21 protein-coding genes, 1 tRNA gene and 4 pseudogenes are annotated in these 26,771 nt (G+C 34.8%); 18 read left to right on the plus strand and 8 right to left on the minus strand.

The genetic code is table 11. The annotated features are described in order from the left end of the window. Position 1 precedes the first annotated feature (1 nt). Positions 2-394, minus strand: coding sequence for a hypothetical protein (locus ACQH2Q_RS01290; RefSeq protein WP_006279962.1), 393 nt, complete (start codon positions 392-394; stop codon positions 2-4). Between the two features lie 69 nt (positions 395-463). Between ACQH2Q_RS01290 and murG the strand changes: the two genes are divergently transcribed. Continuing rightward, positions 464-1,495, plus strand: a complete 1,032-nt coding sequence (gene murG / locus ACQH2Q_RS01295) for an undecaprenyldiphospho-muramoylpentapeptide beta-N-acetylglucosaminyltransferase (protein ID WP_155968867.1) — start codon at positions 464-466, stop codon at positions 1,493-1,495. On the opposite strand, the gene gshB is transcribed toward murG, so the two are convergent. Further along, positions 1,480-2,409, minus strand: a complete 930-nt coding sequence (gshB, locus tag ACQH2Q_RS01300; RefSeq protein WP_425383526.1) for a glutathione synthase — start codon at positions 2,407-2,409, stop codon at positions 1,480-1,482. The two genes, murG and gshB, sit on opposite strands and share 16 nt — an antisense overlap. 60 nt (positions 2,410-2,469) lie before the next feature. Then, entirely contained in the window at positions 2,470-3,066 is a 597-nt protein-coding gene (locus tag ACQH2Q_RS01305; RefSeq protein ID WP_006279461.1) for a BON domain-containing protein, read from the minus strand. A 140-nt stretch (positions 3,067-3,206) separates the two neighbouring features. Between ACQH2Q_RS01305 and ACQH2Q_RS01310 the strand changes: the two genes are divergently transcribed. The 8 genes and pseudogenes from ACQH2Q_RS01310 to ACQH2Q_RS01345 form a co-directional block, all read left to right on the plus strand. Further along, a tRNA-Leu gene (locus ACQH2Q_RS01310) sits at positions 3,207-3,288 on the plus strand. A gap of 158 nt (positions 3,289-3,446) precedes the next feature. Next, on the plus strand, positions 3,447-4,781 hold the full coding sequence (gene tig, locus ACQH2Q_RS01315; RefSeq protein WP_264339575.1) for a trigger factor: 1,335 nt from the start codon (positions 3,447-3,449) through the stop codon (positions 4,779-4,781). A gap of 11 nt (positions 4,782-4,792) precedes the next feature. Next, the gene (clpP, locus tag ACQH2Q_RS01320; protein ID WP_006280254.1) at positions 4,793-5,419 is read left to right on the plus strand and encodes an ATP-dependent Clp endopeptidase proteolytic subunit ClpP; all 627 of its coding nucleotides are present in this window, start codon (positions 4,793-4,795) and stop codon (positions 5,417-5,419) included. After that, complete coding sequence (clpX, locus tag ACQH2Q_RS01325) at positions 5,419-6,696, plus strand: ATP-dependent Clp protease ATP-binding subunit ClpX (RefSeq protein ID WP_425383527.1); 1,278 nt, start codon at positions 5,419-5,421, stop codon at positions 6,694-6,696. The genes clpP and clpX overlap by 1 nt, the downstream gene beginning before the upstream one ends. A gap of 15 nt (positions 6,697-6,711) precedes the next feature. Then, positions 6,712-9,165: an endopeptidase La gene (lon, locus tag ACQH2Q_RS01330; RefSeq protein WP_338481563.1), complete on the plus strand. Its 2,454-nt coding sequence runs from the start codon at positions 6,712-6,714 to the stop codon at positions 9,163-9,165. A 284-nt stretch (positions 9,166-9,449) separates the two neighbouring features. Then, a complete protein-coding gene (locus tag ACQH2Q_RS01335; protein WP_264339151.1) occupies positions 9,450-10,745 on the plus strand; it encodes a Na+/H+ antiporter NhaC family protein in 1,296 nt (431 codons plus the stop codon). Between the two features lie 34 nt (positions 10,746-10,779). Then, the gene (locus tag ACQH2Q_RS01340; protein ID WP_425383604.1) at positions 10,780-12,039 is read left to right on the plus strand and encodes a cbb3-type cytochrome c oxidase subunit I; all 1,260 of its coding nucleotides are present in this window, start codon (positions 10,780-10,782) and stop codon (positions 12,037-12,039) included. 781 nt (positions 12,040-12,820) lie between these two features. Continuing rightward, positions 12,821-13,426 (plus strand): annotated as a pseudogene (locus ACQH2Q_RS01345) (transposase); the annotation flags it as partial. Here ACQH2Q_RS01345 and ACQH2Q_RS01350 read toward each other — a convergent pair. Then, the gene (locus ACQH2Q_RS01350; RefSeq protein WP_264339118.1) at positions 13,422-14,747 is read right to left on the minus strand and encodes an IS4 family transposase; all 1,326 of its coding nucleotides are present in this window, start codon (positions 14,745-14,747) and stop codon (positions 13,422-13,424) included. The pseudogene ACQH2Q_RS01345 and the gene ACQH2Q_RS01350 overlap by 5 nt on opposite strands. 80 nt (positions 14,748-14,827) lie before the next feature. Between ACQH2Q_RS01350 and ACQH2Q_RS01355 the strand changes: the two are divergent. The 3 genes and pseudogenes from ACQH2Q_RS01355 to recJ all read left to right on the plus strand — a co-directional run. After that, positions 14,828-15,193, plus strand: a pseudogene (locus ACQH2Q_RS01355) (IS5 family transposase); the annotation flags it as partial. Positions 15,194-15,329: 136 nt separating this feature from the next. After that, positions 15,330-15,563 carry a hypothetical protein gene (locus tag ACQH2Q_RS01360; protein ID WP_010962507.1) on the plus strand — a complete coding sequence of 78 codons (234 nt, stop codon included), beginning with the start codon at positions 15,330-15,332 and terminating at the stop codon, positions 15,561-15,563. Between the two features lie 60 nt (positions 15,564-15,623). Further along, positions 15,624-17,363: a single-stranded-DNA-specific exonuclease RecJ gene (recJ, locus tag ACQH2Q_RS01365; protein WP_425383528.1), complete on the plus strand. Its 1,740-nt coding sequence runs from the start codon at positions 15,624-15,626 to the stop codon at positions 17,361-17,363. A 54-nt stretch (positions 17,364-17,417) separates the two neighbouring features. On the opposite strand, the pseudogene ACQH2Q_RS01370 reads toward recJ, so the two are convergent. Both ACQH2Q_RS01370 and ACQH2Q_RS01375 read right to left on the minus strand, forming a co-directional pair. Beyond that, a pseudogene (locus ACQH2Q_RS01370) lies at positions 17,418-17,675 on the minus strand (IS256 family transposase); the annotation flags it as partial. A 79-nt stretch (positions 17,676-17,754) separates the two neighbouring features. Beyond that, positions 17,755-19,080 (minus strand): IS4 family transposase, encoded by a 1,326-nt coding sequence (locus ACQH2Q_RS01375; protein WP_264339118.1) that lies wholly within the window; start codon positions 19,078-19,080, stop codon positions 17,755-17,757. An 87-nt stretch (positions 19,081-19,167) separates the two neighbouring features. Here ACQH2Q_RS01375 and ACQH2Q_RS01380 point away from each other — a divergent pair, with 87 nt between their 5' ends. From ACQH2Q_RS01380 to ACQH2Q_RS01395, 4 genes are all read left to right on the plus strand, one after another. Further along, complete coding sequence (locus ACQH2Q_RS01380) at positions 19,168-19,755, plus strand: Fic family protein (protein WP_425383529.1); 588 nt, start codon at positions 19,168-19,170, stop codon at positions 19,753-19,755. 406 nt (positions 19,756-20,161) lie between these two features. Further along, a complete protein-coding gene (gene dapB, locus ACQH2Q_RS01385; RefSeq protein WP_182309436.1) occupies positions 20,162-20,947 on the plus strand; it encodes a 4-hydroxy-tetrahydrodipicolinate reductase in 786 nt (261 codons plus the stop codon). After that, positions 20,944-21,702 carry a phosphate ABC transporter ATP-binding protein PstB gene (gene pstB / locus ACQH2Q_RS01390; protein WP_425383530.1) on the plus strand — a complete coding sequence of 253 codons (759 nt, stop codon included), beginning with the start codon at positions 20,944-20,946 and terminating at the stop codon, positions 21,700-21,702. Before dapB ends, pstB begins: the two co-directional genes overlap by 4 nt. 78 nt (positions 21,703-21,780) lie before the next feature. After that, positions 21,781-22,074: a transposase gene (locus ACQH2Q_RS01395; protein ID WP_007548709.1), complete on the plus strand. Its 294-nt coding sequence runs from the start codon at positions 21,781-21,783 to the stop codon at positions 22,072-22,074. Between the two features lie 30 nt (positions 22,075-22,104). On the opposite strand, the gene ACQH2Q_RS01400 is transcribed toward ACQH2Q_RS01395, so the two are convergent. Then, positions 22,105-22,964, minus strand: a protein-coding gene (locus ACQH2Q_RS01400; protein ID WP_264705388.1) for an IS630 family transposase whose coding sequence is annotated in 2 segments (ribosomal slippage) — positions 22,105-22,640 and positions 22,640-22,964 — 861 coding nt in all. Because the reading frame shifts where the segments join, the coding sequence is not laid out codon by codon here. Between the two features lie 63 nt (positions 22,965-23,027). On the opposite strand from ACQH2Q_RS01400, the pseudogene ACQH2Q_RS01405 reads away from it, so the two are divergent. Further along, positions 23,028-23,810 (plus strand): annotated as a pseudogene (locus ACQH2Q_RS01405) (IS3 family transposase); the annotation flags it as partial. 136 nt (positions 23,811-23,946) lie between these two features. Here ACQH2Q_RS01405 and prfB read toward each other — a convergent pair. Further along, positions 23,947-25,051 (minus strand): peptide chain release factor 2 gene (gene prfB / locus ACQH2Q_RS01410; protein ID WP_141456981.1). Its coding sequence is split into 2 segments (ribosomal slippage): positions 23,947-24,975 and positions 24,977-25,051, totalling 1,104 coding nucleotides; the frame shifts between segments, so codons are not numbered across the junction. Positions 25,052-25,204: 153 nt separating this feature from the next. On the opposite strand from prfB, the gene mgtE reads away from it, so the two are divergent. Next, positions 25,205-26,575, plus strand: a complete 1,371-nt coding sequence (gene mgtE, locus ACQH2Q_RS01415; RefSeq protein ID WP_425383531.1) for a magnesium transporter — start codon at positions 25,205-25,207, stop codon at positions 26,573-26,575. The last annotated feature ends 196 nt before the right edge of the window (positions 26,576-26,771 follow it).

Here is a 26,771-nt window from a genome sequence, read left to right on the forward strand (position 1 = left end):
ACTAACGTTCCATCGTTTTAGAGTTGTCAATGTCTTGAGTAGTAGTTTGATTAGGCACTTTAGTTTCAATAGATTGATTACCACCAGCATCAGAATTCTGTAACTCTTCTTTCAATCCCTTAGCTGCTTCTTTAACTTCAAGCTTTGCCTTTGGATGAAGATCTTCTGGGCCTTTTCCTTTAGTATCCAAACCTTGTTGTAGATTAGTGCTTTTCATTTTATTATGCTGCTCGTGCTCAGGTAGGTCAACGACCGAATTGAAAAGAATTTTTATTATATTTTTTAGCAGTTCTAAAAAACCTCCGCTTCTGCCTTCTCTTTGTTCTTGAGGTTTATTTTTCTCATTAGGTTCTTTTTTACTATTACTTTTAGGCATTTTTAACTCAACTATCATAACGCTTAATAAAATTCTACGTGCAAATTGTTAAATAACAGTTAACAATCTAGGATTTATTATTTACAGATGGATATTATTTTAGCAACAGGTGGCACAGGCGGACACATTTTTCCAGCTATAACTTTAGCAAGAGCACTAAAGGCACAAGGATATAGTTGCATAGTATTTACTGATAAAAAAACAAATAAAAATACTGACGTGGGAAACTACACCTTGCCATTATGTAAACCAAGCAGCAACAAATTTAAGTTTTTCCTTTTCTTGATATACAGCTCTATGTTAGCACTGTATCAAGTAAGAAAATTAAAACCAAAATCGGTCATTGGTTTTGGTAGCTATGCTTCTTTTCCAACTCTTCTTGCAGCAAGAGTTCTTTCTATACCTATAATTTTACATGAACAAAACACAGTTTTAGGGAGAGTAAATAGATTCTTTTTCAAGAGTGCAAAATTAATTGCAACCAGCTTTCCGGAGACTAAATATGCAGAGGGCAATAAATGTATTTTTACAGGAAATTTTGTTGATATAAAAGCACAGAGCCATTCTAGCACTGAGAAAATCCTAAATATATTGGTCATAGCAGGCAGCCAAGGTGCAAATTTTTTTGATGATGTAGTAAGCAGCGTAATTTGTGATTTACCTATTAAAATGAAAAAGAAAATTAGAGTGACGCAGCAATGTACGAAGAAAAATGTAAACAAGGTCAAAAGTCTATACAAAAGTGAAAAGATCGATTGTGAATTGAGTGAATTTTTTGATGATATGGAGAATAGACTGGCCAATGCTCACTTGGTAATTAGCAGAGCAGGAGCAACTTCAATAGCAGAGATCACTCTTGCTAGGCGTTCTGCTATATATATTCCTTACCCTTACTCAAAAGATAATCACCAATTTTATAACGCAAAATATATTGAAGACTCGAGAGCAGCTATAATAGTTAAGCAGAATAGTGAAGCAAAAAAAAATCTAACAGAGGTACTATTTGATCTATTAAATAATTCTCAAAAATTGCGTGATATGACCAATAGTACAGAAAAAACAGGGATAAAGAATGGGACTACTGAGTTTGTTAAGGTGATTGTTCACAGGTTTAGTTGATGGCTGCTTGCTTTTTCTTCAAACACGTCCCAAAGATCCTTTTCTAGCGATATATTATACAATTTATTGATATAAACTACTCCCGTGGGTGAAGTTGTGTTAATTTCGAGCAGGAAGTCATCTATAATATCAATACCAACAAATATTAGCCCTCTTTTCTTTAATTCAGGACCAATTTTGTTACATATTTCATTGTTTCTATCGTTCATTTGAGCGGGCTCAAAACTTGCTCCAAGTCGCATGTTTGTTCTGATCTCTCCACTGATTTTTGGAATTCGTTTCATTACACCAATTGGTTGGCCATAAAGTAGCAATATTCTTTTATCTTCATCTATATTTTTACAAAATGATTGTGCAATCACAGGGCATTCGTATTTTGCTATCATGAGATCCACTACTACTTGAATACTATTCTCATCTTGTATTCTTATCACATCGTTTCCTCCATAACTATACAATGGCTTCAGAATAATATCTTGATAGTTGTAGTAGAAATCTCTAATCATTGATATATTTTCAGTAATCAAAGTTGGCGGAATTAGCTCTGGAAATAATGAAGTTATCAATTTTTCAGGACAATTTCTTATTTCTGTTGGATTGTTAATTACCAATGCGCTGGTTTTTTCTAAGATATATGTTGTTGTAATATAACGCATATCAAAGGGTGGATCCTGTCTGATAAATATGATGTCCATTTCATTCAAGTTGATTGCTACATCCTCTTTAGAGATAAAACTAAAATCATCAACGCTGACTTTCTGAGCCAGAGCAATTGGATGGTTTAGCTTTAGTGCTAAATTGTTAGGAGCATAGACAAAAACTTCGTGCTTCCTCCTTTGTGCTTCCTTTATTAGCACGAATGTAGTGTCAGTTTCAAAATTTATATTTTCATCCATCTGAAAGGCAACTTTCATTTATGTTCTCTACCTATTGTCACAATTGTACAAATGTTATAATTTGAAAGCGATTTTTGCCTAATGGCGTAACTTACTGTACCTATATCGTACATAACTTACAACTTGTTTTACTCCCTTTACTTTTCTTGCAATTGCTATTACAGCTTTTAATTCCGCTTTATTTTGGGCTATACCCATCAAATAAACAACTCTATCAACCGTATTAACGCTATAATTAATTGACTTAATATTTCTTTTTCCCAGGAGTCTTGTTCTTATTTCCGCTGTTATCATGCCATCTACAGTGGTGTCTAGCATGGAAGCCATTTGAATTGGTATTACTCTTATTTCATTTATCACTTCTTTAATTTCTTTTTGCTGCCAAGCTATTTTTTCTGCTGTAAGTTGTTTTTCAGGAGTGTCAACACTTCCAATGAGCAATACTCTTCCTTCACTTACTTTAACCTTTATGGATGAAAATAGCCCATGTTTTAAGAGCCCCTTATTAATTCTGATGACCATAGTCGTATCATCAATGATATTTCCCAAGGATTTGTCCTGCATTGTTATTGCTGTTGCTGTCGCTGTAGCCACCACACCACCTATTATAAGGGTTGTGCAACCACTTTGTGTAATCAAAAAAATTGCGAGTAAGAAGCTTGTTATTAATCTCATTATTGATTTTCAGGGTTTAGAGCTTTCATTAAGAAATGTTAATAAGCTTTTTTGATTGTGTAAATACCATAAATTAAGTAAGACTTTAAACCTTGAATATTTTTAATGGAATACCTATAATAGGGTACTGAAAATTTCTTGCGGATATGGCGGAATTGGTAGACGTGCCAGGTTTAGGTCCTGGTGAGCTTGCTCGTGGGGGTTCAAGTCCCTCTATCCGCACTTTAAAGTCATGTAACTTAGGTTTTAAGGGAAAATTTATAATCACTAAATACACTTTTGTTTGTGTAAAAACCTGTTCTTAAGGATTGTGTTTAACTTAAATTCTGGTAAAATGACTCTATTAAGATATGAATTAAAATGTTAATAAATGAATTATGATGTCTAATAATATACCTCAAAATACAGTCGAAGTAAGTAGCGTATATACCTACAAAGAGCTTAGTATAGATAAACTAAAGTATGAGTATGAAATCACAGTTGGTAGTGATTATATAAAACAAAAGGTAAATTCCAGGTTGCAAGAGATAGCAGAAAATGCAAAATCACCTGGATTTAGGGCTGGAAAGATGCCCTATGACCTTGTTGTTGCAAATTATAAAAACGAGGCTTTGGAATATGTGATAAATAATACAATTGATTATTGCTCAAGTGATTTGATGAAAAAAATTGAAGTCAAGTCTCACATTTATCCTAAGGTTGATGTTATATCATTACCAGATCTGGGCAAAGAAAATGAGGAGGGCAATTTTGTATACAAGCTATCTTTTGAGTCGATGCCTGAAGTACCGATGATAGATCTTGACAAAATAAACTTAAAGAAAATTGAAGCAAAGATTGAAGAGGAAGATATAAAAGAATTTATTGATTCTATCAAAACAAAGTTCCCCAATTTTGCCTCTGTTGATGATGCTTCTTATCAAGCGAAAGATGGGGATAAATTGATAATTGATTTTGAAGGGCGGATTAGGAATAAGCTCTTTCAAGGTGGAAGTAGCAAAGATTTTGCCGTTAATTTAGGGTCTGGCACATTTATTAATGGTTTTGAAGATCAATTAACTGGTATGAAAAAGGGAGAAACAAAGAACTTTAAGTTGAAATTTCCTGAAAATTACCAAGCCATTTCCCTTGCAGGACAGGAAGCTGATTTTTCTGTGCGAGTTAATGAGATTCAAATTGCCAAAGATTTTGAAAATGATGATGAAATAGCTAAGAGTATTGGGTTTAAAGATTATTCTTTGCTAATAAATCATGCAAAAAAAATGATTGGTGATCAGTGCACCGAAATGAGAAATCTCTTAATTAAAAAGGAGCTGTTTGATTATTTGGATGCTAATTATAGTTTTGATTTACCCACAGACATAGTAAAACAGGAGCAACAAAGAATGGAAGGAGAATTGGGTGCTCAAAATGATTCTCGTAAAGAAGCTGAAAAACGTGTAAAGCTTGCTATGTTATTTATGAAATTTAGTGCAGAACATAAAATATCATTAACTCAAAATGATGTTTTGAGTGTTCTTGTAAATCAATATGTCAGTAAAGATGTGCAATTTGACAGAGTACTTAAGCATTTTGAATCAAATAAACAATTTCAAGAATTAGTTAGAGGGCAAGCGCTTGAGTATAAAGTGACAGATTATATAATAGAAAAAGTTAGTAAAGAAGAGCAGATTGTTTCTGTGAAAGAATTAAAGGAATTATTTGATAATATTTAATAGGAAAAGGTATGACTCTTATACCAATTGTAGTTGAACAAACTAGTCGCGGTGAGCGCGCTTATGACATATATTCAAGACTAGTGAAAGAAAGAATAATTTTTGTAACAGGTCCTATTGAAGACAATATGGCCAGTGTAATAGTAGCACAGCTTTTATTTTTAGAATCGGAAAATCCCGATAAAGACATTTGTATGTACATCAACTCACCAGGTGGTGTTGTAACTGCTGGTTTGTCGATCTACGATACAATGCAGTATATAAACCCAGACGTTTCAACTTTATGTATAGGTCAAGCTGCGTCTATGGGTTCTTTATTGCTTGCAGCTGGTACAAAAGGTAAGCGCTACTCTCTACCTCATTCAAGAATTATGATACATCAGCCATCTGGTGGTTATCATGGTCAAGCAACTGATATAGAAATACATGCTAATGAAATTTTGCGGGTTAAGAAAAAACTAAATCAAATTTATGAAAAACATACTGGAAATTCACTGAAGAAAATTGAAGGAATGATGGAAAGAGATAAATTCATGGATCCTGAAGAAGCAAGGAAAATTGGCTTAATTGACAGGGTGATAGCTGAGCGTACAGATATTGAAATTGAAAATATTAAAGTTAAACAAAAGGTGGGTTAATGGATAACAATAATGATTTACACTACTGTTCTTTTTGCAACAAGGCGCAAGATGAAGTAGATAAATTGATTACTAACTCTTCGGATGGTTTAAAGGTGTTTATTTGTAATGAGTGCATAGAATTATCCCATAAAGCAATAAGTCAAAAGAAAGATAGATCTTTTAATTCAGATCGTATATCTGATATGAAGCTATTACTAAAGAAACCTGAGGATATAAAAAACTTTCTCAACAAGCATGTTGTAGGTCAAGAACACGCGCAACACGTTTTATCTGTAGCTATGTATAACCATTGTCAATCCATGGTACAATTTCATGCTATAAGTGATATTGAAATCGAGAAGTCAAATATAATGCTTATTGGTCCCACTGGTTCTGGTAAGACTTTGCTAGCCAAAACACTTGCTAAAGTTTCAGATGTGCCATTTGCTATGGCTGATGCGACAACTTTAACTGAGGCAGGTTATGTGGGTGATGATGTAGAAAGCGTGTTGTCGCGTTTATTACAAGCTGCAAATTATGACGTTGTAAAAGCACAGCGTGGTATAGTGTTTATAGATGAAATAGACAAGATTACAAGAAAATCTGAAAGCACTTCAATAACCCGTGACGTTTCAGGTGAAGGGGTCCAGCAAGCTCTGCTTAAGATTATGGAGGGTACAGTTGCTTATGTTCCGCCACAAGGAGGGCGAAAACACCCACAACAAGAGTTTATACAAGTAGATACTAGTAACATACTGTTTATTTGTGGAGGAGCTTTTGAAGGCCTCGATAAAATTATTGAAGCGAGAAAAAAGGGAACGTCAGTTGGCTTTGGAGCAGATATAAGTCAGTCTAAAGAGCAAAAGAAAAAGAATGCTTTACATGATGTTCAACCTGAAGATTTAATCAAATTCGGTTTAATACCCGAATTTGTAGGGCGGGTTCCAATAACTGCTGTTTTAGATGAGCTGGATCATGAAGATTTAATACATGTGTTGACAGAGCCAAGGAATGCACTAATAAAACAGTACAAAGCATTGCTTGCGTTTAGCAAAGTAAACCTTGAGTTTTCAGATGAAGCAATATCAGCTATTGCTAAAAAGGCTATAAGCTACAAAACAGGTGCAAGAATGTTACGTGCTATCTTGGAGTCACTTTTGCTTGACATTATGTATACATCTGGAAACGGAGGCTTTGAAGGTAGCACTATAGTAATCACTAAGAAAATGGTAGAATTAGGAAAAGCAACGGTTAATCATAATAACAATGGCAATGTTATAACGGTTAATGATTAATTTGAGGCATATATTATGAACATTGAACGTGCTGTAAGCTCTAGTTTTACTGCATTGCCAGTATTACCTTTAAGAGATGTAGTAATTTTTCCAAATATAATGGTGCCTTTATTCATAGGCAGAGAAAAATCTGTTAATGCACTAGAGTATGCAATAAGTAGTAGTAATCACCAAAATGAGATTTTTCTTGTAGCACAGAAAGATGGCTCTGTTGATAATCCAGAGCCTGAAGATCTTTATGAAGTAGGTGTGTTAGCAAGCATTGTACAACCGTTAATAAAATTACCTGACAATGCAGTAAAAGTTATAATCCGGGGGATAAGAAGGGGAAGAGTTGTAGAATATATTAGCTCTCATACTTTATTACAAGCCAGGGTAGAGTTAGACAGTCATTATAAAGAAGATGAAGACAATATTGACTTAGAAGCTTTAAGGCGATCTGTTGTAGACGCGTTCGATAGCTGGTGTAAGCTAAACAAGAAAAATCAGCCCGAGGTTGCCATTAACTCCATTGATCAAATCAAAGAAGTTGATCAACTTGTAGACACGGTAGCTTCACATTTAAATATAAAAGTATCAGATAAACAAAGCATACTTGAGGCTTATGACCCAGAAGAGCGTTTAAAAAAAGCTTTTGCTTTTATTGAGAGAGAAATGAGTATTTTGAACGCACAAAACCGTTTATATAAGACAATTAAATCGCAAGTTGAAAGCACTCAGAAAGTTTACTACCTTAACGAGCAATTGAAAGCTATACAGAAAGAATTAGGCGAATTTGAGAATGGTGATGAAGGGAATATACTCAATGAATTTGAAAAAAAGATAAATGAAACAAAGCTTTCTCAGGAAGCAAGAGAGAAAGCTATAACTGATTTGAAGAGATACAAGAAAATGAATCCCATTTCTCCTGAAGCTACAGTTATATCTAGTTACTTGCATTGGTTGCTTGAGTTGCCATGGGGAAAGTACAAAGATGCAAAAATTAACTTAAATGCAGCTAAGAAAATCTTAGATGAAAATCATTATGGCATAGAGAAAGTAAAAGATAGAATAATAGAATTTTTAGCGGTATTAAAAAGAGTAAAAGAGATAAAAGGTCCTATACTTTGCTTAGTTGGACCGCCAGGTGTTGGTAAAACTTCTTTGGCTAAATCTATGGCAAGAGCAGTAGGAAGAGATTTTGTTCGTATAGCTCTTGGTGGTGTGCGTGATGAGTCCGAGATACGAGGGCATAGGAAAACTTATATTGGCTCAATGCCTGGTAAAATCATTCAACACATGAAAAAAGCTAATTCATGCAACCCGCTTTTTCTGCTTGATGAAATAGATAAGATGGGTTCTGATTCGCGTGGCGATCCTGCGTCTGCATTACTTGAGGTTTTAGATACTGAGCACAATAAACACTTTACGGATCATTACTTGGAAGTTGAGTTTGATCTTTCAAGTGTAATGTTTGTAGCTACGGCAAACAGCTTAAATTTACCACATCCTTTGCGTGATAGGATGGAAATTATACAATTGTCCGGGTATACTGAAGATGAAAAAATCAGTATTGCTACACACCACCTTATTCCGAAGTTAAAGAAGGAGCATGGTTTGTATCAGAAGGAATGGGACATAACTAATGAGGCGTTATACGAGTTGATACGTTTATATACACGTGAAAGTGGTGTGCGGAGTATGGAAAGGGAGCTTGCAAAGCTCATGAGAAAGGCAGTTAAAGAAATATTGACTGATAAAAATAAGAAAATATCCGTAGGGGTTGACAATTTACAAGATTATTTAGGGGTACGTAAATATACCTTTGGCATTGCGGAAAATGAGAGTTTAGTAGGAATAGTAACTGGGCTCGCCTATACTGAAACAGGTGGTGATATTTTGATGATAGAATCAGTCCTAATTCCGGGCAAGGGAGAAATAAAATACACAGGAAAGCTTGGAGAGGTTATGCAAGAATCTATAAAAGCTGCGTATAGTTATATTCGATCAAATTGTTTGTTTTTTGGTATAAAGCCCGAAAAATTCCAAAATAATGATATACATTTGCATGTACCTGAGGGTGCTGTACCAAAAGATGGCCCTTCTGCTGGCGGCGCGGTATGTACGTCTATTGTTTCTCTTATGACAAATATACCAGTTAACAAAAATGTTGCTATGACAGGCGAAGTGACATTGCGTGGTAGAGTTTTAGCTATCGGGGGCTTGAGAGAAAAATTGCTTGCAGCGCTCAGAGGATCAATCAAAACTGTGATTATACCAAGTGAAAATGAGAAAGATATGCAAGAAATTCCGGCAAGCATCAAAGAAGGGATCAACGTAGTTTTTGCTAAGAATATTGATGAAGTTATGAAAGTTGCTTTAATGCACCCTACTACTCCAATTAATGGTGATGATAATCAAAATAGTGTGCCTTCCTCTATAGAAAATAAAGATGATACTTTTCCTATGTCGGAAACATTGAAGCATTAGATTAAGAAGGTATTATACAATCTCCACTTCTTTTTTATCCGGCAAAAACCCACCAACTTGTGTGTCCCATAAGGATATGACTTGCTTTGTTGTTATGTCATTCATATTTTTTACTTATTCTATCTCCCAGTTTAATTCAAGTAGATGATATATTATAATAGTCCTTTTCATGGAAACCTTTTCTGGTAGATTGCTTTCTAGAAAAACATTGGTCAAGGTGCCAACTGTGGTTTATAATAATATAAATTATATCATAGTTGATTTGCGTTTATCAGAGCTGAGGTATGTTTTATTTTACAAATTTTTTGCCTATTTTACTGTTCCTATTTCTTTTTGTAGGAAGCGGCATATATTTTACTGTTCTTGGCGTGTCAAATGCTTTTTATCAGTTATCTCCACTAGTAGCCATTGTTCCTGCCATAGCTCTGGGTTGGGTTTTATACAAGGGCAATACTGAAGAAAAAATGTATGCCTTTCTAGATGGGGTAAGAGATCGTAATATTATCACTATGTGCATCATTTTTTTACTTGCAGGTGCATTCAGTGAAGTAACTAAAGCAATCGGTAGTGCTGATGCCACAGTTAATTTGGCTCTTTCATTTATACCAACACAATTTTTACTCATAGGATTATTTTTTGTAGCAGCTTTCATCTCCACTGCTATTGGTACATCAATGGGCACCATTGCAACAATTGCTCCTATTGCAGTTGAACTGACACAAGCTGGGATTTCTCCTTCCTTAGGAGTGGCAACCGTTGTAGGAGGAGCAATGTTTGGCGACAATTTATCTATTATCTCTGATACTACAATTGCATCTGTGATGTCTCAAAAGGCTGATATAAAGAAAAAATTAAAACTGAATGCAAAAGTGGCACTAATTGCTTCTATATTCACAATAATTATATTATTTTATAGCTCAAGCAATAGTGCTGCTATTTCAGTTAAGGAGTATTCTTTATTGCTTGTGGCTCCTTACATCATACTTATATTGCTTGCAAACTTTGGAATCAATGTATTTACGGCATTGGTTTTAAGCATAACTTTTGCTGGAATTATTGGATTTATAAATAACAACAATCATGGTTTATTGTTTTTAAGCCAAAACATCACCAAAGGGTTTATGAGTATGCATGAAATTATGCTACTGTCATTGATGGTTGGCGGGCTTTCAGGACTAGTAGGTAAAAATTCTAAGGAGTTTGCAGATAAACTTTCATCTTGGGTTATGATACAACGTGGTGGACAAAAAACTGCACAGTTATTTATTGCAAAAATAGTCAGCATATTTGATATTTTACTTGCAAATAATACCATCGCTATAATTTTTAGCGGTGAAATTGCTAGAGATATTGCTAAGAAATATGAAATACCGCCTCACTATAGTGCAGCATGGCTAGGCATATTTTCTTGTGTATTTCAAGGATTAATACCGTATGGCGCTCAATTGCTTTTGGCTAGCACTATTGCTGGAGTTTCACCTTTGGCAGTCATGCCACACGTATACTATTGCTATGTTTTAGGTATTATTGCAGTGTTATATATTGTATTGAACAAAATTGAGAAAAAAGATTGTGCTTAATATACAAGACAACGCTCCGCTCTGTAGAAAATGGATGTTCTTGGCAGTATGTGCTCTTGCTTGCTCTGGGTTACTGTCAATAATTGTTATTTTTCTACGATTGCCTTTTATCTCCTCTCTTGTTCCTTCTGCACAATATATTTTTGATAATGCGCTGGTAATACACGTGAACTTGTCAATTTTAGTGTGGATGTGCTCTATAATATCTCTGCTCTTTATCATAAACCTACAAAATACCAATAGTTGGTTTAACTTTTCATGGGTTCTATCAACCCTTTCGATGCTGCTCATGTTTATATCCGCATTCGTTCCAAACACTGAAGTTATCAAAAGTAATTATATTCCCGTGTTACAAAACAAATTATTTTTGTTTGGACTCAGTTTGTTTATTGCCAGTATATTAGTAAATACAATGCTAGCATACACATCAAAAAAAGAGGTTTCATTTCTCTCTGTTGGGCAAATTGGGCTAGTTATTATACTTGTATCGTCATTTCTTTGCTTTGTTTTAGCATATAATAATATGCCTCCAGGTCTATATCACTCAGATAATAATTTATTTTACGAATATCTCTTTTGGGGAGGCGGACATTTATTGCAGTTTGCTTTTACTCAAGGAATGTTTTTAGTCTATTTAATAATGCTAAGTTCCAATGATATTAGTCTAGCTTCAAGCAATAAAATTACTATTTTACCACTATTTATAAACACGATTTTAGCTGTAGGCGCACCGTTTGTATATTTTGTTTATCCAGTTGATAGTGCCAAGTTAATACAGTTTTTTACTTGGCATATGAGGATTGCTGGAGCAGTTTTGCCGTGCTTTTTGATAATATTAGTGTGCTACAACATCAGAACTTTTATTAATGATAAAAGCAACTATTTATTACATTCATTTTTGTTGTTCACTTATGGAGATGTGCTCGGAGTGTTGACTATTGAAGGTAATGTCACGATTCCTGCTCATTATCACGGTTCTGTAGTTGGGATCACTATAGCTTTTATGAATTTCATTTATTGGCTGTTACCCAAATTAAACTTTAAAGAGGTAAAAAACTCCATGGTAAGATTACAGATTTATGCCTACAGTGTAGGGCATTTTCTCCATATTACTGGCCTTGTGTGGCTTGGTGGAGATGGTGCTTTAAGGAAGGTTGCAGATCTGCCAAGCATTTCGTCAATGTTAGCACGCACGTGCTTCATTATAGGTGGCGCTATATCAGTTGTTGGTGGAATGTTGTTCGTAATAATTGTGCTTTTACATCTGTTAAAAGGCAAAGCGCGTACCAACTGACCCATAGAAACGAAAAAACTTCCTTGACAAACTCCGCCAGCGCCCTTATCATGATACTGAAGGTATTCAGTTATCTTCATCTGTGCAGATTAAACAGCAAGAAAACAACGTAGTTGGCGTCTTATTTTTAATTTTTTGCACTATGTGCACCTTATGTCTTCACAACATTTTTAGGTTTTTACCTATAAAAGCTGAAACGCGCTTATAAGTCGTTTAAGACAGTATAGTACGCCAATTTGCAGGATTAGAGAGTGAACACTAATTACCACGGGGTTTCTTTTGCCTTTTTTTCTGCTTAGTAAATTTCTTAAACATTTTAGCTAAAGTTAGTTGCACTTAAAAGCAGCTAAATTGCAGCGTTTAAGACTTAAAAAACGCCAAATACTGAAAATAGACAATGACTAGGGTTTCTTTTGCCTTTTTTTTTGTTTAGTAAATTTCTTAATGTTTATAGCTAAACGACAACCGTCATCCCGCTGCTTGTTAGCTGATGAGATACCGCGGCGGTATGACGTAGGACTGCTGTCATTCCAGTGCTCCTTTTTTTGTCATCCGAGTAGCTGACACTGTCCTCCTTTGTCATCCCAGTGCCCAGACACTGGGATCCAGCATTTCACGCAATCCCATCAAGAACGTTGTATTTTACATAACACTTTTATGCTTACCAACTTAATAAAATTCCTGGATCCCAGTGGGCTTTGTTGCATCGCTCAAGTGAAAAGAACTGGCAGTTACTGACAAAATTCATTATAAATAGCCATTTAACTGTTGAAGAAAAAATATGCCACAAAAAATGAGAGTCAGTAACTGCCATGAATATAACAAATTTCTCCAAGAAAGAGGAAGCATTTTTTGTTATATCAATGACGCCATAGAAAATTGGTACGAGAATTGTCCAAAAATGCAGGGCGGCAACTATATTTATAGTGATAAAGTTGTGATTTTGGTGCATATAATCGTCAGTTTCTTTAGAATTGGTTTAAGACAAACAGTCGGGTTTATAAAAGGGTATTTGTAACAAATAGGAAGAGATTTGGCAGTTATCAGCTATTCACAAGCATCAAGAAGGTTTAAGAAACTTAATATTAAGATAAATGATTGCAGAAAATAATATGGAAGATATCGAAATTGCTATAGACAGTACAGGAATTAGTATATACAACAACACACAGCAAGGAAAATAGCACTGACAGAAAATATCGTGGCTATGAGCAAACGAGAAAATTGCACGTAATGTTGAATATAAACAACAAAAAAGCCATAGCTGTAAAATACAGTAACGGCTGATCACTATGGAGCTTGTGATTTGCTAAAAGAAGTTGATTTTCAGCATTCCATAAAAGCACTATATGCAGATAGAGCATGTGATCATACGCGTCAAGTTAAGAGATTGTGAGCAAATTTAGAGAGGTTAAAGTGGATACTCTAGCCCTTCTACGTTTGTCTTTTAATGAAAATCGCGACCAAGTTATAGTGAGTTTTTTAAGAAATGCTTTTAAACTATTAATTTTGGTTAATACTAAAAATAACTCTCTAACCCGCCTTTTTAGCTCAATAAATGCCTTTGTTAAGCTAAGTTCTGTATTCTTTTTCACTTCTGTGCAACCAACTATGCCGTGAAATATAAGAATTGCGCACAATTTAGCATATAGTTCACATAATACTCTGCATGGCTTTCCTTTTAGCTTATCAAGCCTGATATGGCTTTTATACAATTTAAATAATAACTCAATTTGCCACCTTACTCTGTAAATCGTTAATACTTGCTCAGCACTAATTTTATTTTCTGGAACATTAGTTATAAATATTGACCAGTTCAACAATTTTTGATTTCTTTTAGAGGATGTATATCCCTGCGATCTTGCTAATCTATTAGCTTTCCTTCTTCTGGCCATAGACTGTTCTTCAGTTAGTTTCTGACATATAATTCTTACTCTAATTTTTGCTTCTTTTCCTAACAATACCTCGTTTTCTAAAAATAACTTATCCTCTAAACATTCTAATAACTCCATTTTTTGATTTGTTTCTACATCATATATGTTGGTATCGGATTTATAACGACTTATGAAATAAGCTCCTATTTCATTGATTTGTTTAAAAGAACTTGGCACAAAATAACCGAGATCAGATATTAGCAAATCATTGCTTAATATATTACTTAAATGTTTCCTATATCCCTGGTCTGATCTTACCCCCTCCGTTAAATTAAGTTGGTCTATTATCTGATTCATGTAGTCGAAAACTAATTGTAACTTTATTCCAGACTTAGTATTGCTTTCATAGCCACTGTAGCTAGTACCATAACCTTTATACATCTCTTCCATACTGTTAGGTAGAGTAATATAGCTACTGTCCAATAATTTAACACTATTAAATTGCTGTAAGATTTTGCAATCAACTTGCAAGATATTTTTAAAGAGAATCACAGATTCATTATACATCCTTTTCATAAATTCCACTGCTTCTTCAGTAAATCTAAAATCCAAACCTTGTTTTGTTATATCTATCGAGTCCTCGTTTAGTAATTGACACATTGTTTCTACGCTACAATTATCAACTCCTATATTACCCAAGACCATGGCTTTTACGAATGATGAACCTTTTAGCTTTCTCTTTCTTTTTATAAACCTTGTTGTAATTGAGATTTTCTCTGCTTTTTCATTAAAAAATTCTTTGAGCTTTTTTGATAAGCAAGTTATTTTATTCATTGGTTCTCTCACTAAAAGTATATCTGGGAGAACTTATACCTTATTATTCTATCTCTTTCATACCTTTATTTCCTTAACTTGACGCGTATGGAGCATGTGATAGGCACAAGTTTTATAAGTTGTGTAACGAATATGATATAAAGACAAAAATTCCACCAATAAACAATGCGGCAGAACATCCAGAAATAGATTATATGTCTGACAGGAATGCTGCTATTAGGTTAATAAAATTATACGGTGAAGATGGCATGAAAGAATGGAAAAAAGAAGTAAATTATGGGAAAAGATCTTATATTGAAGGGTTTTTCTCAAGATTAAAGCAAATATTCGGATTTAGTTTTAGGAATAAATCTGAGATAAATCGAGAAAAAGAACTGCTAATCAAATGCTATTTGCTTAATAAATTCACTGATATTGGTATGGCTAAATTTGAGATAGTTACATGAATTTACCATAAATCACCATCTCATAAAGTGTGATGCAACAAAGCCATCCCAGTGTCAGCTACTCGGATGACAAAAAAAGGAGCACTGGGATGACAGGAGAGGGAGGCTACTTGGATGACATCATAGGGGCACTGGGATGACACCATTCTTTTTCCTGGATCCAAATAGTCAAGGCACTGGAATGACAAAAAAAGGAGGCACTGGAACGACAAAGTGGAGTGTCTGCTTCTGTCATCCTATGATAGCTAAAAAGACCTGGTCACGCGCTGGAATGACACCGAAGGGGCTACTGCCCTCTTGGATGGAGACCAGTGTCAGCTACTTAGATGATACCTTTTTTCTACTTAGTTTAGGTTATGCAGAAGTCTAATACAATTATAGAACAAGCTTAAAAATTCTGGTAAAGTAGTTTTATTTACAAAGAAAGAATATGCTACTTGAAATTGAAAAGCGCAGCATAACAAATGCATTGTGGAAGTTGCAAGAAGCAGATCAAAGGCAAATCTTAACTCTTACACAGAGATTTGAGTTACCAGAAATATTAGCAAGAATATTGGTTACTCGTGGTGTTAACATAGAAAATGCAAGCGACTTCTTATATCCACTAATCAGATCGCTATTACCAGATCCCTTTCACCTTCTTGATATGGATAAAGCTGTTTCTCGTATAATACGGGCAATAAAAAATGATGAAAACCTTGCAATATTTGGTGACTATGATGTTGATGGTGCAACGTCGTCAGCATTGATTAACAGGTACCTGAGAGCAATCGATATACACTCTATAATCTACATTCCAGATCGTGTTGATGAGGGTTATGGATTAAACACAGATGCTTTATTACAACTTAAAAAGAATGGAATTGATTTATGTATTTCCGTTGATTGTGGTACGCTTGCATATCAACCAATAGAAGATGCAAAGGCTTTTGGTCTTGATATTATAGTTGTTGACCATCACCTTGGTACGGAAAAATTACCAAGCGCCTTAGCAGTTGTGAATCCAAACCGCCTTGATGAGAGCTCTCCTTATAATAACCTAGCAGCAGTTGGAGTGTCATTTCTGCTAATTGTTGCTCTTAATAAAAGCCTACGTGAGCAAGGATTTTTTACCAACAAAAAAGAACCAGATTTATTTGATCTGTTGGATTTGGTTGCCCTGGGAACTGTCTGTGATGTTATGCAGATCACAGGCCTCAATAGAGCACTTGTCTCACAAGGATTAAAAGTTATGTCAACAAGAAAAAACGTTGGCTTGCGTGTTTTATTTGATGCTTTGGGAATCCTTGAAAAACCAAGTGTTTCTCGATTAGGGTTTAGTATTGGGCCATGCATAAATGCTGGAGGAAGAATTGGAGAAGCATCGCTTGGTGCAAGGTTGCTTTCCACCGATGATGATGAAGAGGCACATTCAATCGCGCTAAAATTAATAGATTTGAATAATGCAAGAAAAGTGTTAGAAAATGAGGCTCTCTTGGAAGCTACAGCACAAGCGGAAAAGTCTGCCCAATCAGGTGCGAATTTTATAATGATAAGTGGCAATTGGCACCAGGGAATAATTGGTATAATTGCATCAAGGCTAAAGGAGCAGTTTCACTTGCCAACAGTAGTGATATCTTTAAATAATGGAATAGGAAAAGCAAGCTGTAGATCAATTTTGGGAGTTGATATCGGTGCTGCAGTCCTTTCCGCAAAGTTTATAAATTTGATTATTGAAGGTGGTGGCCATAGTATGGCGGCAGGATTTTCAATTAAAGAAGACAAAATAAATGATTTGCATGATTTTTTTACTGAAAGATTTTCAAACTCTATAAATGAGAAAACTTTAAAAGCTGATAGTATAGTAACTGCTAAAGCAATAAATTTGTCTTTATGGAATCAATTGCAACGCTTGGGACCATTTGGAGTTGGAAATCCTGAACCAAGGTTTATTATCCAAGGAGCAAAGATAAGAAAGCCTGAAGTTATAGGAGTTGACCATATAAAATGTTTTATTGCTGATGATAATGTTATGGTAAGAGCTATTGCATTTCGTTCTGCAAATACTCATCTTGGCTCTGCTATCATGCAGGGTAATGTTAAAGCTATTTTGGGTAAAATCTCTATGAATTACTGGAATGGCAATGAATTTGTACAATTTTTAATAGAAGATGTATTGACCATTAGTTGAGTGTATCTGTTCAGCAGAGTGGCAAAATAGGTAGACAAGATAAACCAAAAAATCAAGAAGAAGTGAGTGTGCACTTGTCCGTAAAGTCTTTCCATTTCTCCCATTTCTTCGATTATTCTCTTCACTTTCAGCTAATAAGTGATTTTCTATTTCACCTTCCAAACTTGCCTCCAGCAGCTTTTTTATAAGTGGTGTAAATGCTCCATCCCTTCCTGTTAATGGTCTGCCTTCCCTTATTGATGACAGTATATTTGCTTCCAGTTCTTTGTAATCTACCAAACCGGTAGTTCTGTTTACTACTTTCTGACTCATTGTCAAACCTCCATTTTTTTATATCAATTTATTACTTTTTTTTCGGTTTGACACACTTTTTTGAACCATACGCGTCAAGTTAAGAGATTGTGAGCAAATTTAGAGAGGTTAAAGTGGATACTCTAGCCCTTCTACGTTTGTCTTTTAATGAAAATCGCGACCAAGTTATAGTGAGTTTTTTAAGAAATGCTTTTAAACTATTAATTTTGGTTAATACTAAAAATAACTCTCTAACCCGCCTTTTTAGCTCAATAAATGCCTTTGTTAAGCTAAGTTCTGTATTCTTTTTCACTTCTGTGCAACCAACTATGCCGTGAAATATAAGAATTGCGCACAATTTAGCATATAGTTCACATAATACTCTGCATGGCTTTCCTTTTAGCTTATCAAGCCTGATATGGCTTTTATACAATTTAAATAATAACTCAATTTGCCACCTTACTCTGTAAATCGTTAATACTTGCTCAGCACTAATTTTATTTTCTGGAACATTAGTTATAAATATTGACCAGTTCAACAATTTTTGATTTCTTTTAGAGGATGTATATCCCTGCGATCTTGCTAATCTATTAGCTTTCCTTCTTCTGGCCATAGACTGTTCTTCAGTTAGTTTCTGACATATAATTCTTACTCTAATTTTTGCTTCTTTTCCTAACAATACCTCGTTTTCTAAAAATAACTTATCCTCTAAACATTCTAATAACTCCATTTTTTGATTTGTTTCTACATCATATATGTTGGTATCGGATTTATAACGACTTATGAAATAAGCTCCTATTTCATTGATTTGTTTAAAAGAACTTGGCACAAAATAACCGAGATCAGATATTAGCAAATCATTGCTTAATATATTACTTAAATGTTTCCTATATCCCTGGTCTGATCTTACCCCCTCCGTTAAATTAAGTTGGTCTATTATCTGATTCATGTAGTCGAAAACTAATTGTAACTTTATTCCAGACTTAGTATTGCTTTCATAGCCACTGTAGCTAGTACCATAACCTTTATACATCTCTTCCATACTGTTAGGTAGAGTAATATAGCTACTGTCCAATAATTTAACACTATTAAATTGCTGTAAGATTTTGCAATCAACTTGCAAGATATTTTTAAAGAGAATCACAGATTCATTATACATCCTTTTCATAAATTCCACTGCTTCTTCAGTAAATCTAAAATCCAAACCTTGTTTTGTTATATCTATCGAGTCCTCGTTTAGTAATTGACACATTGTTTCTACGCTACAATTATCAACTCCTATATTACCCAAGACCATGGCTTTTACGAATGATGAACCTTTTAGCTTTCTCTTTCTTTTTATAAACCTTGTTGTAATTGAGATTTTCTCTGCTTTTTCATTAAAAAATTCTTTGAGCTTTTTTGATAAGCAAGTTATTTTATTCATTGGTTCTCTCACTAAAAGTATATCTGGGAGAACTTATACCTTATTATTCTATCTCTTTCATACCTTTATTTCCTTAACTTGACGCGTATGGTTTTTGAAACAGCCTCTCCATTTGAGACAGCAACACAAATGCAAGAACTTATTTATTGGACTAGCCAGCAATTAGAGGTGAAATCGTTACACCCTCTATTAATTATTGGCATTTTTATAGTTACTTTTTTAGCTATTCATCCCTTCCAGGATGGAAATGGCAGATTATCACGCATTCTCACAACTTTCTTGTTACTAAAGTTAGGGTATATCTATGTACCTTACAGTTCCCTTGAAAGTAATAAGGAGAGTTACTACTTAGCTTTGCGTCGTACTCAACAATCCTTGAAGACGAGCAGCTATGATTTTAATCCATGGCTTATATTCTTTTTAAGGTCACTACAAAAGCAAAAATTTCATCTCGAACAAAAGGTGTCACATGAAAAAGTGTTAAATCTCTATTTACCACCACTTTCTGCTAAAGTATTAGCACTACTCAGCAAACATGGACGTCTTACAATTAAGGATTTGGAAAATATTACTAAAGCAAACTGCAATACCTTAAAGAAGCACGTATCTAATCTCGTAAAGAGTAATCACATCACTCAGCATGGAAAAGGCAAAGCAACCTGGTATGTAATATAGAGCTCAATAGGATATGTATTCATTTTGAATTGTTAAATTATTCAGCTATAGAATATAGATCACAGCTGTACAAACATTGTAGTTTGAGCCCACTAGATCCCAGTGCCCTATTCTTGTCATCCCAGTGCCTTCTCCTGTCATCCCAGTGCCCAGACACTGGGATCCAGAAAAGTTTGCTTGTAAGCAAGCAAACTAGCATAGAAAGTGGTTACAACGTTTTCGATGAGATTGCAGAAAGGCTAGATTCCAGACTGGAATGACATCGTTCACTATGTACCATATTGCAATAGTTGTGGTCAAGGCACTGGGATCTGAAATTGCAGTGTTCGTACAGCTATAGAATATAGATCAGAAGTGACAGAGCTTAAAAAAAGGCCTAACATTCTTAATAAACGTAAAAAGCTTTATGAAAATCAGAGTTGGAGTAATAGGCTGCTTAGGCAGAATGGGCAAAAAAATACTCAATGAATTAATTACAAATACCAAAGTGGAAATAGCAGGTGCTGTTGCCCGTTCAGGTAGTAAGTACATAGATTCAGATATTGGACCAATTATAGCCAATCTAGGAATTAAAGTTACAAGTTCTATTAGTGGCATATTTGAGTCATCTGACGTTGTAATAGATTTTACAACTAAAGAATGTATGTTAGACTGCCTTAAAGCGGCTGTAAAATTTAAAACACCGCTGGTTAGTGGCACAACTGGAATAGAAGGTGTCGATTTGAAAGAATATGCTGCTGAAGTTCCAATATTATGGTCAGCAAATATGAGTGTTGGGGTTAATGTGTTGCTGAAATTGGTAAAAAAAGCTGCTGAGCTTTTAGGTAATGAATATGACGTTGAGATTTGGGAAATGCATCATAACTTAAAAAAGGATTCACCATCTGGAACAGCTATAGAACTTGGCAAAACAATTGCTAACGCTTCAAAAATGGATTTTCAGTCCAATCAATATTTACATAGTGGTTCAAACATAAGAAAAAAGGGGGGAATAGGTTTTGCAGTATCTCGTGGAGGTGGAGTAATAGGAGATCACAGCGTGATGTTTGTTAATTCTGATGAACGGATAGAACTAAACCACAAAGCAATTGATCGCACAACATTTGCTAGAGGAGCTGTTCAAGCAGCAGTATGGCTATACGAAAATAAAAGAGAAATTCCGGGGCTCTATTCAATGCAGGATGTGATATGAGCAATACACGTGCCTCTGTTAAAGATTTAAATCTCTGGTACGGCTCTAAGCAAGTTTTATTCGATATAAATTTGAATATTTATAAAAGAAAAGTTACTACTTTTATCGGACCATCCGGGTGCAGTAAATCAACATTTTTGCGTTGTTTTAATCGTATGAATGACTATGTACCAGGTTGCAAAACTGTTGGTGAATTAGATATCGATGGGCTGGGTGATATATATTCACGCGATATGGATGTTGTACTACTTAGAGCAAAAGTTGGTATGGTATTTCAAAAGCCAAATCCTTTTCCAAAATCAATATATGATAATGTTGCTTGTGGGCCAAAATTGCATGTTATGGCGAAGGATAAGCAAAAATTGAATGAGATGGTGGAAAATAGTTTAACCAAGGTTGGTTTATGGGAAGAATTGAAGGACAGATTGCAAGATAGCGCACTCAATTTATCCGGTGGCCAACAACAGAGACTATGCATTGCTCGCGCAATTGCAGTGAAGCCAACTATTTTATTAATGGATGAACCGTGCTCCGCTCTTGATCCAATGGCAACCAATGCAATCGAAAATCTTATACAAGAGCTGAAATTAAGATTTACTATAATTATGGTAACTCATTCAATGAAGCAAGCTAAGAAGTTATCTGATAGTGTGATTTTCTTTCATAATGGCAGAATTGTTGAGTCTGGAAGCACTCAAGAAATATTCGAAAATGCTCAATCTCCCTTAACAAAGGAGTATATCCTGGATCATTAAATTTCTGACCTTACCCAGAAAAAGTGGAGAGAAAGAAAAGAGTTTTTTTGGGTAAAATAAAATTTTGGAGGATTAGAAATGGTAAGAGAATATACAGCAGAATTCAAATTGGAAGCTGTTAAACTGGCAAATGAACAAAGAAAGGTAGGTCAACCAGTTGCAAAAGTAGCAAGAGATCTAGGAATAAGGGATAGTGTATTAGGAAAATGGATGAAGAAATATAACGAAAAAAAGTCAGCGGCAAATGCATTTCCAGATGTAGCACCTTATGACAAAGAGAGGTTTGATTTACAAAGCAAGAGTAACAAGGGAAAGAGACATTTAAAAAAAAGCCCTGGCCAGTCAAAAAGAGTAAAATATTTTTTTATATAGTATAGCATTTCTCATAATAGTCCGAACAGGTCATAGGAAGGCAGAATCAACAGCACGACGAAAGGATTCGAATAGAGGAATGTTTTTCCTGGCTCTGTTTTTTATAGCAAACCAATGATGCTCAATTTTGTTGAAATCTGGAGAATAAGGCGGCAGATACAAAATTTCTGCACCAACCCCTTTAGCAAGCTCGATAATCTTATCAGACTTATGAAAAGTAGCATTGTCAAGAATGACAGTCTGTCCAGGTTCCAAGATCGGTGTCAAAAATTGCTCAAACCATCCATTAAAAACATCCATATTACAGTGGCCTTCAAAGGTTAACGGAACAACTATCTTTCTTCCACTTAAGGCTGCAACCATACTGATTCGTTGAGTTTTCTTTCCAGATTTTAAGGCATAAAACCGCTGTCCTTTCTGGCAATATCCGTAGGGGTAGTCTTCGGTGTTATCAATGCCAGACTCATCTATATACACTAAGTTTTTAGGTTCTTTTGTCGCTATAATTTTCAAAAATTCAGCACGTTTTTCTTCGTTTCTTTCCTTGTATCCATATGTCTTTTTTTGCGCGTAAATCCAATTTTTTTAAGGGCTCGATAGATCGTTTGGATACTAACGTTGTTCCAAAGTTTAGCCATTTCCGATAGAGTCTTTCCTCCGTGTTCTCTGGCAAATTTGGCAAAGGTATCCCAGTCGGTAATTTTGTGATTGTAACCCCCATTTCCAAGTTTTTTTGATTGAAAGTCTCCTGTTTCTTTTCTTCTTTGCTGCCACTCCCATAAAGTAGTTCTTCCAATCTTAAATCTTGCTGCCACTGTTTCTCTGCTTTCTCCTTCGTCTAGCGCTTCCATTGCTTTTTTTCTTAAATCATAACTATATGCTGCTGGCATTCAACCTCCTTATCATCATCTACCCTTATCCTATCACATCCGGACTTTTATGGAAAGAGCTATAACTGCTATAAAGTACAGGAATTATGTAGGATTTTCTGCTAGTGGCTACTATAAGTGGACCACAAGAAAAATAAGCAGTAGAGAATCAGCAAATAAAGAGCTACTCGAAGCTATTCAAAAAATATATCAAGTTTCTAAATGTAGATATGGAGCTCCTAAAATTCATGCTGAATTGAAGGCTTTGGGTAAAAGTTGCAATTTGAAAACGGTGCAAAGTATTATGCAGAAAAATGACATCAGGGCTATACTGAGAAGAAAGTTTAAAATTAAAAAACAACAAACAGATAATAGAGCTGTAGCTCCCAATATATTAGACCAAAACTTTATTGTTGATCAACCAAATAAAGTATGGGATTACTTACATCAAAACCAAGGAGGGATGGCTATATTTGGCAGCAATAATTCTCACGTATGGTAGTTAATGAGTAGTGCAATAAATAAACAATTGGTTATGAACTCTTTATTAATGGCCATTAATAGGCGTAAACCTGTTAAAAATCTACTGCTGCACAGTGACCAAGGTTCACAATATACTGCGCAAGGGTATCAATATCTCTTAGCTGTAAAGAATATAGATGAGTAATAAAGGCTGTTGTTACGACAATTCTGTTGCAGAAAGCTTCTTTAGCTCATTGAAAAGAGAAATACTTATTGATACTTCACAACACTCTGCTCAACAAACTAGAACTGCAATATTTGAATACATAGAAATTTTTTATAACAAACAACGTCACTATTAACTATTGCATTCCAGAACAATTTGATGCATCATTCTTTTTGTAAAAAACATTCCAAACTTTCTCTCCACTTTTTCTGGGTAAGGTCACTTTTCCACTGATCATATTTAATCGCCATAACTTTACTCCTACTTTAACAATATTTTAATTATCATATATTATGGCAAGAAAGTCAACCCTACCTAATTTTGCTTAGTAAGCACACTAACTATGAAACAATCTATATTACCATCAAAAACAGAATTTATATTGCCCACTTCATGTCCGGTTCTTAAATCCTTCACCATTTGATATGGATGCATAACGTACGATCTGATCTGATTACCCCAGCCTATATCGCATTTTTTACCATACTCTTCAGCCATTTTCTGTTCTTTTTTTTCCAGTTCAATTTGGTATAAACGTCCTTTAAGTAATTTTAACGCCTCATCTTTATTTCTATGTTGAGAACGACCATTTTGGCATTGAACTACAACACCAGTTGGAATATGCGTAATGCGTACTGCACTTTCAGTTTTGTTCACATGCTGACCGCCTGCTCCAGAAGCTCGGTAGGTGTCGATCTTTAGATCCTTTTCATCCACAGCAATATCAATTGAATCTTCGATCACTGGAGTTACTCCTACACTTGCAAAACTGGTATGACGTTTACCATTTGCATCAAATGGCGATATTCTAACCAGCCTGTGAATTCCACTTTCACTTTTTGCCCACCCATAAGCTTTTTCTCCAACGATTTTTATCATTGCAGACTTTATACCAACTGACTCTCCTTCTAATTTTTCTACAACTTCAACTTTAAAGTTGTGATAAATTTCTGCCCACCTTATATACATGCGCATCAGCATTTCAGCCCAATCATTGCTCTCGGTTCCGCCAGCTCCTGAGTGGATTTCTAAAAAGCAGTTATTATTATCTGCTTCACCAGTAAATAAGGACTCTGTTTCTTTATACTTGATTAATTTCTCTAGCTTAGCTAATTCATTTTCAACTTCAGAGAAAAATTCTTCATCATTTTCATCAATAGCAGACTTCATTAAGCTGATGGCATCGTTGTAATCGCTTTCCAGCTTTAAAAACGACTCTACGTCATTCTTAATTTTAGAACGTTCTTTTAAAACTTCTTGTGCTTTTTGGTTATCTTGCCATAGGTCATCATTCGACGCTTGGGAGTCAAGCTCTTCAAGGCGCAACTTTAATTTTTCTATGTCAAAGACACCTCCTGATAAGAGAAATACTTTTATTTAAGCTTTGAAAGTGTTCAAGAATTTCTGGATAAGTTTTCATTATACTTTAGATTTTAATATATTTACTATCAATAACAATAACAGTAAACAAAATAGAAATTTAACCATATGATAGTTAATTTAAATAATTTCATTATACTTTAATGTTTAAGGAAATCAAGCGCGTATATTTATTAAAAAACAAGGTAAAGTAATGAATATTGAAATAAGTTCCCATTATGGTTTAGACAAAAAGGCTATTGATGACTTAATAGAGTCACTTGATAACGAGGAGCTAGAGAATGTTCGTAATATTGTAAAAACGATAGACAGTGTTCAGTTAGCTTATTTTTTATCTACTTCGATCAGTGATCACAGGGAGAAATTAGTTAATATCCTCGATCAACATTTGTTAAGTGATGCCCTAGTGCATGTAGTGCCAGATTTACAAATAGAGATCATAGAAACATTGGGAATAGAAAATACAGCAAAGTTACTAATGCTCCTTGATGTAGAAGATATAGTAACCATAGTGAAAGATTTAGATAGAAAGTCTGTAGAAAATATACTTTACTATTTGCCCAGCAAAACTCAGAAATCGGTAGAGGAGTTGCTATCATATCCAGAAGAAAGTGCAGGAAGGTTAATACATAAAGATATGGTTATAGCTCCATATTATTGGACAATAAATCAACTGACAGAATTTGTGTGCAACTATAAAAAAATACCAGAAAAATTTCACCAGATATTCATTATCAACTCAAAATTAGAGCTTATAGGCAGTGTTAATTTAAATAAGGTAATATCTCACTCAGGAGACACAATAATAAAAGAGATAATGGATCATGACATAAAAATCATTAAAACTGGAATAGACCAAGAGGAAGTAGCAAGAATATTTAAAGATTACTCTCTATTATCGGCTCCGGTAGTAAATAAGAATGGTAAAATTATTGGTGTGATCTTAATTGAAGATGTAATAAAAGTTGTTCAACAAGAAACAGAAGAGGATGTACTCAAAATAAGCGGTGTATCTTCTAAAGCCGATATAAATGCCCCTATACATAAAACTATAATTAAAAGGCTACCTTGGTTACTGTTTAACCTCTTAGCTGCAACAATGTGTTCCATAGTAGTTGGCTTTTTCGATGATGTAATAAAAAGTTTTATAGTGCTGCCAATAATCATGCCGATAATTGCATCAATGAGCGGAAATGCAGGATCCCAAACAGTAACGCTAACCATCCGGGCAATCGCAACAAAATATCTAACTGAGCAAAATGCAAAAAGAATACTGATGAAAGAATTTTTAATAGGTCTTATAAACGGGGTGATCTTATCTACTATTTCATTAGTAGTGTTAGCAATAAGGTTTCACAACTTCAAAGTGGAGATGATTTTTGTGGTCTCCATGATTATGATGTCAATTATTGCAACGTTCATCGGAACTTTCATTCCTATAATGCTTCACCGTTTAAAGTCTGACCCTGCCGTTTCTTCTTCAATCCTAACATCGGCAACAACTGATATTCTCTCAGCTTTTATATTTCTTGGTTTAGCTACGATCTTTTTATTAAATAGCTAATACTATCTATAGCTATACCGCCGCGAACCGTCATGCCGCGATTCATTCGCGGTATCTCTTAGCATAGATCCCGCTAACAAGTAGCGGGATGACGAGAAAGGGGCTACTTGGATGACATTCTTCCTGGTGTGCCCAAATCACAATGTTCGTACATCTGTGGATTTATTCGCGGTATAGATTCCGCTAACGAGTAGCG

Source organism: Wolbachia endosymbiont (group A) of Melieria omissa, assembly GCF_964031125.1.
In the GTDB taxonomy this organism is placed as follows: Bacteria; Pseudomonadota; Alphaproteobacteria; order Rickettsiales; family Anaplasmataceae; genus Wolbachia; species Wolbachia pipientis.

Excerpts from the sequence above, each read along its gene's own strand:
- ACQH2Q_RS01290 (WP_006279962.1), bottom strand. The coding sequence starts at position 394 with ATGATAGTTGAGTTAAAAATGCCTAAAAGTAATAGTAAAAAAGAACCT.
- murG (WP_155968867.1), top strand. The coding sequence starts at position 464 with ATGGATATTATTTTAGCAACAGGTGGCACAGGCGGACACATTTTTCCA.
- gshB (WP_425383526.1), bottom strand. The coding sequence starts at position 2,409 with ATGAAAGTTGCCTTTCAGATGGATGAAAATATAAATTTTGAAACTGAC.
- ACQH2Q_RS01305 (WP_006279461.1), bottom strand. The coding sequence starts at position 3,066 with ATGAGATTAATAACAAGCTTCTTACTCGCAATTTTTTTGATTACACAA.
- tig (WP_264339575.1), top strand. The coding sequence starts at position 3,447 with ATGTCTAATAATATACCTCAAAATACAGTCGAAGTAAGTAGCGTATAT.
- clpP (WP_006280254.1), top strand. The coding sequence starts at position 4,793 with ATGACTCTTATACCAATTGTAGTTGAACAAACTAGTCGCGGTGAGCGC.
- clpX (WP_425383527.1), top strand. The coding sequence starts at position 5,419 with ATGGATAACAATAATGATTTACACTACTGTTCTTTTTGCAACAAGGCG.
- lon (WP_338481563.1), top strand. The coding sequence starts at position 6,712 with ATGAACATTGAACGTGCTGTAAGCTCTAGTTTTACTGCATTGCCAGTA.
- ACQH2Q_RS01335 (WP_264339151.1), top strand. The coding sequence starts at position 9,450 with ATGTTTTATTTTACAAATTTTTTGCCTATTTTACTGTTCCTATTTCTT.
- ACQH2Q_RS01340 (WP_425383604.1), top strand. The coding sequence starts at position 10,780 with ATGTTCTTGGCAGTATGTGCTCTTGCTTGCTCTGGGTTACTGTCAATA.
- ACQH2Q_RS01350 (WP_264339118.1), bottom strand. The coding sequence starts at position 14,747 with ATGAATAAAATAACTTGCTTATCAAAAAAGCTCAAAGAATTTTTTAAT.
- ACQH2Q_RS01360 (WP_010962507.1), top strand. The coding sequence starts at position 15,330 with ATGACACCATTCTTTTTCCTGGATCCAAATAGTCAAGGCACTGGAATG.
- recJ (WP_425383528.1), top strand. The coding sequence starts at position 15,624 with ATGCTACTTGAAATTGAAAAGCGCAGCATAACAAATGCATTGTGGAAG.
- ACQH2Q_RS01375 (WP_264339118.1), bottom strand. The coding sequence starts at position 19,080 with ATGAATAAAATAACTTGCTTATCAAAAAAGCTCAAAGAATTTTTTAAT.
- ACQH2Q_RS01380 (WP_425383529.1), top strand. The coding sequence starts at position 19,168 with ATGGTTTTTGAAACAGCCTCTCCATTTGAGACAGCAACACAAATGCAA.
- dapB (WP_182309436.1), top strand. The coding sequence starts at position 20,162 with ATGAAAATCAGAGTTGGAGTAATAGGCTGCTTAGGCAGAATGGGCAAA.
- pstB (WP_425383530.1), top strand. The coding sequence starts at position 20,944 with ATGAGCAATACACGTGCCTCTGTTAAAGATTTAAATCTCTGGTACGGC.
- ACQH2Q_RS01395 (WP_007548709.1), top strand. The coding sequence starts at position 21,781 with ATGGTAAGAGAATATACAGCAGAATTCAAATTGGAAGCTGTTAAACTG.
- mgtE (WP_425383531.1), top strand. The coding sequence starts at position 25,205 with ATGAATATTGAAATAAGTTCCCATTATGGTTTAGACAAAAAGGCTATT.